The sequence below is a fragment of the Klebsiella sp. CN_Kp100 genome, from assembly GCF_040065315.1.
GTDB lineage: Bacteria > Pseudomonadota > Gammaproteobacteria > Enterobacterales > Enterobacteriaceae > Klebsiella > Klebsiella oxytoca.
In genome coordinates this window covers 1-11,244 of sequence record NZ_JBEAIJ010000058.1, presented here as the reverse complement: position 1 = coordinate 11,244, position 11,244 = coordinate 1, and the positions used below count along the sequence as shown (strand labels likewise).

Sequence of the window (11,244 nt, the reverse complement as noted above, 5' to 3'; positions counted from 1 at the left end):
TTCCTGTACGGTATTTACTTACCCGCCTCGGGATGGGTATCAAACGCCGCCATCACTGCCGCCAGTTCCGCTTCGCTGAAGCCATATTTGGCATCATCCACGCCGAGGCCAAAACGCGTTTGCAGCGCTTCATACAGCGCCGGAACATCCGCTAAATCCCGCTTTTCGACCACATGGTTTTTATCCCAATGGGTAAAGTGGAAATTGGTCAGCGTCATCTTGCCGCCATCCGGTAAGTGGCGGCACATCAGCAGATGATGGCGGAAGTGCGACTGCGGCCAGTGCGCTGACCAGAAGTTGCCCATCACATAGTCGGAAGCGTACTGGCGACCTAAGTCAAAATGGTACATCGACTGCCAGTGGCCGTGATGGCTGAACTGCAGGGTCCACTCTTCCCCTTCGTAGATCAGGCGATACTCACCGTGCGGGGTCGCTTGTTCCACATCGGCCAGCAGCTTGATCGGCGCGGTCAGGGTCTGGCCGCCGAAACCAACGTCAGCAATCCAGCGTTCGCCCTCCACGTCCACCAGCAGCAGCCGATGGGTACGCGGCGGCATATGCGGCGGATTGGCCAGCACCACGCGGCCCAGAAGGCTGCGCACATTGAAACCAATTTCGCGCAGCGCTCTCTCCAGCAGGCCGTTTTGCTCGAAGCAGTAACCGCCGCGACGACCGTGAATCAGCTTATCTTCCAGGGTGCAATCGTCGAGATGTATCTCTCTTGGCAGCAGCACATCCAGATTTTCAAAGGGGATCGCGCCGTTATGGTGAATATGCAATTCGCGCAGGGTATTAAGTGAAACACCCGGGGTGCCCGTCCAGCCCAGACGAGAAAAATAGGCGCTTAAAAAGGGACTCATCAATGCCTCCAGCAATCGGTGTCCGACATTTATAGCCTGTTTTTCCCGCCTGACCAGCTATTTTGTGCGATCGCATTTATCCGCGCGTGCCTCGCTGCATCAGCGCCAGTGCGCTGAGCATCAGCCCGAGACCGGTAAGCAGCGTCAGCGACGCCATTGCCATTCCCTGCCCCGCCGAGCCCTGCTCAAACTGGCGCCAGATAAACACCGCGACGGTTTGCGTTCCTACTGGCGCGAGCAGCAGCGAAGTTACCAGCTCGCGGGAGGCGACGGCGAACACCATCAGCATCGCCGCCAGCAGCGCCGGGAAGACCAGCGGCAGAACGATCAGACGCAGCGCCTGCAGGGCCGTCGCCCCATGTACCCTTGCCGCAGGCTCAAGATTATTGCCAAGCTGGCGCAGCGCGCTGCCGACGTAGCGTACCGGCCAGGGTAGCAGGAGACAACTGTAGGAGAGCAGCAGCATAAACCAGCTGTTGTAGGGGGAAAGCGGCCAGAACGGCTGATTCCACAACAGAATCAACCCGACGCCCACCACCACGCCCGGCAGCGCCGCCGGCAGCAGCGATAGCGCATCAACAAAGGCGCTCCCCTTCATTTTTTGCACCACAACCAGCCAGGCGGCGAGAAGCCCCACCAGGCCGACAACCCCAGCCGAAGCCAGCGCCAGCGAAAGGCTGGTTGCCAGCGCCGACAGCGCATCGCCCTGCTGGGTAAACAGCGCAGCAAAATGGCGAAAGGTAACGTTGTCAGCATGAATACCGCCCGACAGCGTGCTCATCAGGCTGGTCAGCACCATCGATGCGCCCGGCAGCACCACCGCCAGCCCACCGACGCCCGCCATCACTAGCATCGCCGGAAGCGCCAGCCAGCCCAGTTCCGCCCCGCTATTCTCTCCCGGCTTGCCGGTGACGCTGGTGACCTCTTTATCGCCAGTCAGCCGTTTTTGCAGCCACCAGGCCAGCAGCGCCACCGCGATCAGCAGCAGCGAAAGCAGCGACGCGCCGGGCAGATCGACAGGCCAGTCGGCAAGCTTTTTCTCAATGCCTACGGTCAGCATGACCAGCCCCGCCCGCGACCCGAGGGCCGCCGGAACGCCGTATTCCTCAATCGCCAGGGTAAACGCCAACAGCATCCCCGCCGCCAGCGCCGGCGAGAGCATCGGCAGCGTGATGTGCCAGAACGCCCGCCAGGCGCTGGCGCCGTGCACCCGGGCGACAATCGCCAACCGCTGACCGCTCGCCAGCAGGCTGCGCGAAACGGCAAAATAGACCACCGGGAAAATATTGAGCGTCATCACCAGCACAATCCCGGAACGGCTAAAAAGCAGATCGTTGAGATCCCAGCCGGTCAGCTGCTGCAGATAGCCGTTGCTTTGCAGCATCAGCATCCACGACAGCGCCGCGATGTAGGGCGGCGTCAGAAAGGGGATCAGAAAGAGCAGATCCCACAGCCGCGGCAGCGGGATAGTAAACAATCCGCGTACGACGCCCAGCGGTAGACCGATGACCACGCTCATCAGCGCCACGCCGCAGGCCACCCACAGGGTACCGCCGAGCATCGCGGGTAGCTGCGGGTCGGCAATCAGCGTTGACACGCCGCTAAACGCGCCGCCCAGCGAGCCGGCGCTAAACCGGGGAAAAATCGCCTGGAGGACGATAAAGAGTAGCGGCAACGCCACCAGCACCAGCAGTGCCACCAGCGTGCCCGCTGAAATAAGTCTCTGTTTCACGATATATTCCTGGATACGATCTTACCCGGCTCGCGCTGCGCTTAGCCGGGCTACAGGGTCACAGCCGTCTGCGGTCCGGTAGCCCCGACAGGCGCGCCAGCGCCGCCTCCGGGGAATGTGCCCGAACCAACTTTCGCAGCTTGGGGAAAAATCGGTTTACTGGGCGAAAAGCGTATTAAAGCGGGAAAGCACCGCACTACGTTCGCTAGTGCCTTCGCCGGCGGTCGGCAGAATTTTCAGCTCGTTGAGCAGCGGGCGCTTCGCCGGAACATCGCTGCGGGCGGGCATAAGCCAGGCGTCGGCGACCAGCGCCTGGCCTTCCGGCGACAGCACATAATCAATAAAGGCCTTTGCATCGTCAGCATGCGGGCTGGTTTTGAGGATCATCATCGGCCGCGGCGCAATCACCGTGCCGCTGGCCGGAAAAATCACCTTTAGCGATTCGCCCTGATGGATATTGCCGTAAGAGACATAATCAACCGCGCCGAATACCGCCGCTTTCGCGCCCTGCATCACCGGCGTCACCGCCTGGGCATTCGGCCCGCTGACCGCCATGCCATTCTTCTTCAAGTCATTAAACAGCGCCCAGGCCTGGTCGCCCATGCCATTCTGTAACCCGATCAGCAAATCCAGCGATGCGCCGGAAAGCGCCGGGTCCGGCGTCGTCACTTTGTCTTTGAACGCCGCTTCGGTCAGGTCGCGCCACTCTTTCGGCTCCGTAGTGCCGCTTTTGGTATTCCAGACGATCCCCAGCGCCGAAATCCCCTGGGCAACGTAATCGGTGGATTTCAGGTTCGCCGGGACTTTATCGGCATTGGCGCTCTGATACGGCAGCAGCCAGCCGCGGTGATGCAAATCTTCCGCGGTATCCCACGAAGCGGAAATCAGCACATCTGCCTGCGGGTTAGCCTGCTCGGCCTCAAGACGCGCCATCACCTTACCGGTGGTGGCCTGAAATATATTCACCTTAACGCCGGTTTTCTTCTCATAGCCGCTGGCAAGGCTTTTCGCCAGCGAGCCCGGCCCGGCGGTGTAGACGGTGAGCGCCTGGGCGCTGGAGATCATGGTGGCGGACAGCATCATCGCGAGCGCGGCTCCTTTGGTAACGGTGATAACGGTTTTCATACGGATTCCCCTGAGGTTGAAGTCACGGCGCGGACGGCGGCAATGCAGCCCGCAGATAAATGAACAATCTTGTCGGCCAGCAGCTCGGCTTCGCGACGGTCGTGGGTGACGTAGACGGCAGTGATGCCCAGCTGGCGCAGCAGGCGGCTCATTTCGAGGCACAGCGACTCGCGCAGCTCGCTGTCGAGATTGGAGAGCGGCTCATCGAACAGCAGCACACGCGGTTCTGCGACGATGGCGCGGGCCAGGGCAACGCGCTGCTGCTGACCGCCGGAAAGGCCCGACGGTTTGCGCTCGGCGAAGCCGCTGAGACCGACCATCGCCAGCGCCTCCTCGACCCGTTGCTGTCGTTCCTTGTGCCCGATGCCGCGCATGCGCAGCGGGAAAGCCACGTTCTGCACCGCCGTCATATGCGGCCACAGGGCGTAATCCTGGAAGACCATGCCGAGATCGCGCTGCTCCGGTGGCATACCCCAGCCGGCTTTCGCCACCAGCCGTTCGCCGAAGTGAATGCTGCCGCTGGCGGGTACGGTTAATCCGGCGAGCAGGCGCAGCAGCGTGCTTTTGCCGCAGCCAGAAGGCCCCAGCAGCGCCACGATGCTGCCCGCATCGATATGCAGATCGATCTGATTAAGGACGGTGTTGGCGCCGAAGGCGAAAGAAACGCCGTCAATCTTAATGCTGGTAAGCGCGCGCATTTTCGCCCTCCCGTTGGGAAAGCGTGGCTCTGCCGGCGGTCAACATCCGCCGGCCCGCGCTCACCTGTGTCAAAGACAGGGGAGCTAACATATTGTTATCCTCTTTGGGACTTAGTGACGCCGACTATAGGGAGCCTTGATGACGTATTGATTACATTTTCATTGCGGATTAACGTGTTGTCTGGCATCAGACCCATTTACCAAGGAACGCATATGAGCCGTTTTCGCCACGTGGAACTCCAGTACGCCAGTCGCCTGCTCAACCATGGCCCAACGATTTTAATAACCAGCTACGACGCTCATACTCAGCGCCGCAACGTTATGGCCGCCGCATGGTCGATGCCGGTGGAGTTCGCCCCGCCGCGGCTGGCTATCGTGGTGGATAAAAGCGCCTGGACGCGGGAAATTATTGAGCGCAACGGCACGTTCGGCATCGTCGTCCCGGGCGTCGAGGCCGCCAGTTGGACCTACGCGGTCGGTAGCATCAGCGGACGCGATGAGGATAAATTTAACGCTTACGGTATTCCGGTGGTGCAAGGCCCGGAGCTGGGATTGCCGCTGATTGAAGAAAAGTGTCTGGCGTGGATGGAGTGCCGACTGCTGCCGGCAACGGCGGCTCAGGAGCAGTACGATACGCTGTTTGGCGAAGTGGTTTCCGCCGCCGCCGACGAACGCGCGTTTGTCACCGGACGCTGGCAGTTCGACGATGATAAGATCAATACCCTCCATCATCTCGGCACCGGCAACTTTGTCGCCAGCGGCCGCCACGTCCGCGCCAATACGCCAGAAGAGTAGCCCGGACAGATGCGCAGCATCGCCTCCGGGGCAATTCTTCACCACCCTGCTCGTCTCTCCCGGGGGTGGCGCGCAGCGCCTGCCCGGGCTACCGGGCCGCAGACCGCTGAGAACGCGTAGCCCGAACAGATGCGCAGCATCGCCTCCGGGGAGAGAACTAGCGCTGCAAACGCCGCCGGTCTTCGCTGGGCGTCAGGCCAAAAACCTTTTTATATAAAGTGGTAAAGTGATTACTGTTGGCAAAGCCGCATAGATAAGCCACTTCGGTAATCGTCATATCGGTCTCGCGTAATTTTACGCGCGCCGAAACTAAGCGTAGACGCTTTAAATAATTATCCGGCGTCAATCCCGTTGCCTCTTTAATATGGCGAAAAGCGGTACGCGTGGTCAGATGGAATTTCTCCGCCAGCTGCTGCCAGTTATGATCTTCAAAACAGTGCTCCTGTAGCCATGTCAGCAATTTATGCAGCTTATATTTAGTGGTGCTATATTCGGCTTCGGTTTCAGCATGCAGAATCGTCGTCACCAGCTGGAAAAACGCGGCTTCGCGCAGGGCAATATTTTGCCCCTGCCGCAGCTCGGCAGAAAATATCTTATCCACCAGTTCCTTGCAGATATGGCGGGTGTCCGGCGCCAGCCAACCGTAGCAGGACGCATTCTGCGCAGAGAAAGTCTGTAATAAAGTATCGAGAGGCTGTAAATAATGAAACCCTACCAACGGGTTAATCAGCACATTAATTAACTTAAGCGTCCCTAGCTCATCATAATAATGAACGTCACCCGGCTGAACGTAAAAAACGTCGCCCTGTTGAATATATAGTGGTCTGCCATTAATAACGTGTAAACCGTGTCCTTCCTCAACGATCACCAGCTCAGCAAATTCATGACTATGTTCATGGCTATTATCTTCCGGATCGCTGGCGTACATGCCCAGCTTATCCTGCGGATGGGTGAAATAATACTCAACGGTTAACATCATCATCTATAAAGTCCAAAACGGCATACGGCGCAGAGGCAAGATAATGCATTTTCCCGACCGCCACGAGCAAGATTTTTGGAATTGTGATCGGCGACCCGCCCATCTCATTATCAGTGCCAATCTGGCAAATGCATTGGCATTGCCAGAGTGGTTGCCCCCGGGGCCGGCATCTTATGCTGCGGACAAATAAATACAGAGGACGCAGTATGTCACAGGCAATTCAGCATAATTCTCAGGTCTCGATGACCCGCCACCCGGATTTTCTACGCACCGCCGAGACGCTCCGGCCCGCGCTACGCCGCCAGGCGTACCCGCCGATCGCCGTGGTGGAAGCCCACGCCGACGCCACGGCACTGTTTGGCTGGCGCGCCGAACCGGTAAGTTCCCTGGCCGCGTTTTACCAGCGCGAGCTGAGCAGCGGCGATAGCGTCATTATTGATTTTGGCAGCCACTTTGTTGGCTACCTGCATTTTCTCTGTCAGAGCGTCGGGAGCCCACCGGACGCTCCGGCCCATCTGCAGTTCACCTTCGGCGAAACGCTGAGCGAAGTGTGTGAACCGTTCAGCGATTACCAGGGCTGGCTAAGCAGCAGCTGGCTGCAGCAGCAGGATCTGTGGCTTGATGTCCTGCCGGCCGAAGTTGATCTGCCGCGCCGCTACTGCTTCCGCTATCTGAAGGTGGAGGTCAAAGCCGTGTCGCGCAAGTTTCGTCTGCAGTTCAACCAGATTCAGGTGAATGCCGTTACCTCCGCCAGCGGCGCATGCCCGGCAGCGACAACCGCCGACCCGCAGCTCAAGGCCATCGACAGCGTTGCCGTTCTGACCCTGCAAAACTGCATGCAGGAGGTGTTTGAGGATGGCCCCAAACGCGACCGCCGCCTGTGGCTCGGCGATTTACGTTTGCAGGCGCTGGTGAACGATGTGACCTTCGCCCGTCACGATTTAGTACGCCGCTGCCTGTACCTTTTCGCCGGGCATACTCGTGAGGACGGTATGGTATCGGCCAACGTGTTCGTGCAGCCGGATGTCATTGCTGACGATACTTTTCTTTTTGATTATTCTCTGTTTTTTGTTGACGTTCTCTACAACTATCTGCAAAGCGCGGAGGATATTGCTACGGCCCGCGAGCTGTGGCCCACGGCCCGTCGTCAGATTGAACTGGCGCTGAAACGCTGCGACGCCTCCGGGGTTGTGCGCGATAGCGACGACTGGTGGGTGTTTATCGACTGGCAGGCATCGCTGAATAAACAGGCTGCAGCGCAGGGCGTGCTGATTTACTGCCTGCAGCGCGCCGTCTGGCTGGCGGAGCGTTTCGAACCTGAGCTGGCCGTCAGCTATCGCCAGCGTTTACAGCAGATTAAAGCTGCGGCCCTCGATGTCTTATGGGACGAGCAGCAAGGCTTCTACATCAGCGGCGAGCAGCGGCAGGTCTCATGGGCATCGCAAATCTGGCTGGTACTGGCGGAAGTCGGTACTCCTCAGCAGCGCCGGGAGATCATGCATAATCTGGAGCAAAATCCCCCCGCGATCGCCATGAACACGCCATACCTGCGTCACCACTATATTGCCGCCCTTTTGCAGTGCGGGCTGCGCGATGACGCTATTGCGCAGATCAAAGCCTACTGGGGAGCAATGGTCGACTACGGTGCCGATACCTTCTGGGAAATCTTCGACCCGGCGCATCCTGATTTTTCCCCTTATGGCAGCAAGCTGATAAACAGTTATTGCCATGCGTGGAGCTGCACCCCGGCCTGGTTTATTCGCCAGTACGGACTTTAACAACAACGATAAGCGAGTTTACTTTTATGGCAGAAACAACCTTTACCCTTTGGCGGCAGCGCCTTGGCTATGGCATCGCCGACCTCTCCTGCAACCTTGTGTGGCAGATGATCTCTCTTTATCTGATGTTCTTTTACACCGACGTGATGGGCCTGCCCGCTTATTACGTTGGCCTGATGTTCCTCGTGACGCGCCTGGTGGACGGCGTTGCCGACGTGCTAATGGGGCTGGTTATCGACAATACCGCCACCCGCTGGGGACGCTGCCGTCCGTATCTGCTGATTGGCGCGATCCCCTTCGGACTGCTGTGTATTCTGGCCTTCTACGTGCCGGATTTTGGCACCACCGGTAAGCTGATCTACGCTTTTGTCACCTATCTGTGTCTGTCGTTTCTCTATACCCTCGTTAATATTCCATTCTGCGCCATGCTGCCGTTTCTGACGAACGACTCGCGGGAGCGCACGACGCTGTCGGCGGTGCGCATTCTGCTCGGCTCGCTCGGCGCGACTATTGTCGCGGTCGCCACTCTGCCGCTGGTTGGCGCGCTGGGGAAAGGCAATCAGGAGCACGGCTTCTTCTATACGGCGGTGATTTTCGGCGTTATTGCCACCTTTTTTCTGCTGGTGAGCTTCCGGAACGTTAAGGAAAATATCAGTATTACTCAGGAGCGCATGACCTTAAAACGCGCCTGGGTCAGCCTGCGCGCCAACCGACCGTGGTTCGTCTTCGCCATCAATATTTTCCTGATGTGGGGCGCGTTTTTCTTCCAGACCGGGGCGCTGGTCTACTTCTTCCATTATTACGTCGGTAATAACGATCTCACGGCGATCGTCGCCGGGATCTCCACCTTCGTTCCTCTGCTGGGTACCCTCACCGTTCCGCTGCTCGCCAGCAGGATGAAAAAACGCCACGTCTATCTGGTAGCCAGCGCGATCAACCTGGTCGGCATGGGCATGATGATGGCGGCAGGCGTTAACAGCTGGGGTCTGGTTGCCGGAGCGGTCGTACTCTCGCTTGGCGCCGGACAGCGCACGGCAATTTACTTCTCTATGCAAGCCGATCCGGTGGATTACGGAGTATGGAAAACCGGCATCAATACCGCCGGCATTTTAACCTCCATCAACGGCTTTCTTGGCAAGGTGGCGATGGCGGGCGCGGGAGCCATTACCGGGGTCCTGCTCTCATCCGGCGGTTATATCGCTAACCAGACGCAAAGCGACGGCGCGATGCTGGCGATAAAAGCCTGCTACCTCTATATCCCGGCGCTGCTGATTGTGGCTTCAATGCTGTGGATTGGTCGCTTCTACCGACTCGACGACCAGTACGAGCAGATCCGCGCCGACCTTGACGCTGGACGCCGTGCGCCGTCGAACCCATCGTCCGTTGCTGGAGAAAACCACGCCCTGTAAGGCGCAGCACCCCCTTCATACCTCTGAAAAAAATAAGGATTGATATGCGTATCTCTTTGATTAGCGCAGCGGTTTGCTGCGCCCTTTTTTCGGCTTACGGCGCGAGTGCGGCCCCGCTCACGGTCGAACAACGGCTAGCGCAGCTGGAGGCCCGGCTTAATCATGCGGAGCAGGAGGCCGGAGAGGCCAAACGTCGGGCGCAGCAGGCGGAGCTGCGCACCAGCGCCGCGGAACAACGCGCGGCGGCAGCGGAAAAGCAGGTGCAGACCCTCAGTCAGCGCACCGCAGCGACCGAGCAAAAGCAGCAGGCTGCTGACAAACAGCTGGCGAAAAGCAGCCTCAGCGATGGCTTCGAGTTCAACGCCTACGCGCGCTCCGGGATGCTGGTTGACAGCCATGGTAAAGGCGCGCGCGGCGGCCCGGGTGTCTCCCCGGCCAGTTCGCTCAACGGCGATGCCCACGTTGGCCGTCTCGGCAACGAGAAAGATAACTACGTGGAGCTCAGCTTCGGCAAAAAAATGACCTTCAGCGACGGGTCATGGGCGCACTTTAAAACCATGCTTGCCGACGGGGCAACCAACCCGGATCCATGGGTACAGGATAACGACAGCCACCACCTGAACGTGCGTCAGCTGTACGTCGAGATGGGCAATTTCGCCGATTTTTCCGGGCCGTTCAGGAGCGCGTCCATCTGGGCGGGCAAGCGTTTCGACCGCGATAATTTCGATATCCACTTTACCGATAGCGATATTATGTTCCTCGGCGGTACCGGCGGCGGGATCAATGACGTGAAGTGGGGTGATACGCTGCGCGGCGATTACTCGGTCTATGCGCGTAACTTCGGCGATCTGGGTAGCGATAACTACCAGGATAACGATATACAGAACCTGATGTTCACCGCCAACCACTTCTGGAACAACTGGCAGCTGATGACCACGGCGATGACCGCCCAGGGCAATGATGACCTGAAAGATAATACCTCGACCACCGGCAGTTACGCTCTGCGCAGCGATAATACGGCGAAAAACGGCTACTACGCGATGCTGGCGTATCACGACAAACAGCAATTCTATGGCCTCGCGCCGGGCGTATCGGAGAGCGCCCTGCAGTACGGCGGCGGGCTGGGCGCCGAGGCGCGCCAGCCCGGCAGCGATGGCGATCTTACCGAGAACGCAAAGTCCCTGCGTTTTGCGTCCTACGGCATTTTGCCGCTGGGGAAAAACTGGCAGCTTGCACCATCGGTTATCGCCCAGCATAGCGAAGATCGCTACCGCGATGGCGACCGCTACGATTGGGCAACCTTTAACCTGCGGGTTTCCCAGGGTATCACCCGCAACTTCGCCCTGCTATACGAGGCGTCCTGGCAATATATGAACCTGAATCCCAACGGCCGAACCTATCGTTACGACAGCGGCGTGCATCAATACCAGGCGGTGAGCGGCGATTTTTACAAGCTGACCTTCGCCCCGACGTTCAAAGTGGGCGATGTGTTTGATATCAAAGCGAGGCCGGAGATACGTTTCTTTGTCACGTGGATGAATTGGGATAAAGACCTGGATCGTTATGCGATCAACGATGATTTCGGCAGTAAAGGCTTTACCGCCGGAGGAAACTGGAACTTTGGCGTGCAGACGGAGATTTGGTTTTAATACATCAGCCCTGGCACCTCTTCCCGGGGGCGGCGCACAGCGCCTGCCCGGGCTACCGGACCACAGACCGCTGAGGACGCGTAGCCCGGACAGATGCGCAGCATCGCCTCCGGGATATTCTGCCACTCCACACTCTCTCCCGGGAGCGGCGCACAGCGCCTGCTCGTATATGGACACCTCCCGTTATGCAAGCCATCTCTGCATTTTGTGTAACGGGGT

The 11,244-nt window shown here is 58.8% G+C and carries 10 protein-coding genes; 4 read left to right on the top strand and 6 right to left on the bottom strand.

Translation table 11 applies throughout. The features are described from left to right. Positions 1 to 14: 14 nt before the first annotated feature. The 4 genes from nhoA to ABLV12_RS24630 all read right to left on the bottom strand — a co-directional run bounded on the left by nhoA (position 15) and on the right by ABLV12_RS24630 (position 4,415). Positions 15 to 860, bottom strand: a complete 846-nt coding sequence (nhoA, locus tag ABLV12_RS24645) for an N-hydroxyarylamine O-acetyltransferase (protein WP_064396058.1) — start codon at positions 858 to 860, stop codon at positions 15 to 17. Positions 861 to 936: 76 nt separating this feature from the next. Then, on the bottom strand, positions 937 to 2,592 hold the full coding sequence (locus tag ABLV12_RS24640) for an iron ABC transporter permease (protein WP_348867418.1): 1,656 nt from the start codon (positions 2,590 to 2,592) through the stop codon (positions 937 to 939). 156 nt (positions 2,593 to 2,748) lie between these two features. Beyond that, the gene (locus ABLV12_RS24635) at positions 2,749 to 3,717 is read right to left on the bottom strand and encodes an ABC transporter substrate-binding protein (RefSeq protein ID WP_348867417.1); all 969 of its coding nucleotides are present in this window, start codon (positions 3,715 to 3,717) and stop codon (positions 2,749 to 2,751) included. Beyond that, entirely contained in the window at positions 3,714 to 4,415 is a 702-nt protein-coding gene (locus tag ABLV12_RS24630) for an ABC transporter ATP-binding protein (protein WP_064396064.1), read from the bottom strand. The genes ABLV12_RS24635 and ABLV12_RS24630 overlap by 4 nt, the downstream gene beginning before the upstream one ends. A 213-nt stretch (positions 4,416 to 4,628) precedes the next feature. On the opposite strand from ABLV12_RS24630, the gene ABLV12_RS24625 reads away from it, so the two are divergent. Next, a complete protein-coding gene (locus tag ABLV12_RS24625) occupies positions 4,629 to 5,210 on the top strand; it encodes a flavin reductase family protein (protein ID WP_004112829.1) in 582 nt (193 codons plus the stop codon). A 157-nt stretch (positions 5,211 to 5,367) separates the two neighbouring features. On the opposite strand, the gene ABLV12_RS24620 is transcribed toward ABLV12_RS24625, so the two are convergent. Continuing rightward, complete coding sequence (locus tag ABLV12_RS24620; protein WP_004112826.1) at positions 5,368 to 6,192, bottom strand: helix-turn-helix domain-containing protein; 825 nt, start codon at positions 6,190 to 6,192, stop codon at positions 5,368 to 5,370. Positions 6,193 to 6,395: 203 nt separating this feature from the next. Between ABLV12_RS24620 and ABLV12_RS24615 the strand changes: the two genes are divergently transcribed. The 3 genes from ABLV12_RS24615 to ABLV12_RS24605 are packed head-to-tail and all read left to right on the top strand — an operon-like array spanning position 6,396 to position 11,025. After that, positions 6,396 to 7,967: a family 78 glycoside hydrolase catalytic domain gene (locus ABLV12_RS24615; protein ID WP_108703779.1), complete on the top strand. Its 1,572-nt coding sequence runs from the start codon at positions 6,396 to 6,398 to the stop codon at positions 7,965 to 7,967. Between the two features lie 26 nt (positions 7,968 to 7,993). Beyond that, positions 7,994 to 9,376, top strand: a complete 1,383-nt coding sequence (locus tag ABLV12_RS24610; RefSeq protein ID WP_004101888.1) for a glycoside-pentoside-hexuronide (GPH):cation symporter — start codon at positions 7,994 to 7,996, stop codon at positions 9,374 to 9,376. A gap of 44 nt (positions 9,377 to 9,420) precedes the next feature. Next, complete coding sequence (locus ABLV12_RS24605; protein WP_064396070.1) at positions 9,421 to 11,025, top strand: carbohydrate porin; 1,605 nt, start codon at positions 9,421 to 9,423, stop codon at positions 11,023 to 11,025. Here ABLV12_RS24605 and ABLV12_RS24600 read toward each other — a convergent pair. Continuing rightward, complete coding sequence (locus tag ABLV12_RS24600) at positions 11,022 to 11,156, bottom strand: hypothetical protein (RefSeq protein ID WP_289177523.1); 135 nt, start codon at positions 11,154 to 11,156, stop codon at positions 11,022 to 11,024. The two genes, ABLV12_RS24605 and ABLV12_RS24600, sit on opposite strands and share 4 nt — an antisense overlap. Positions 11,157 to 11,244 lie beyond the last annotated feature (88 nt).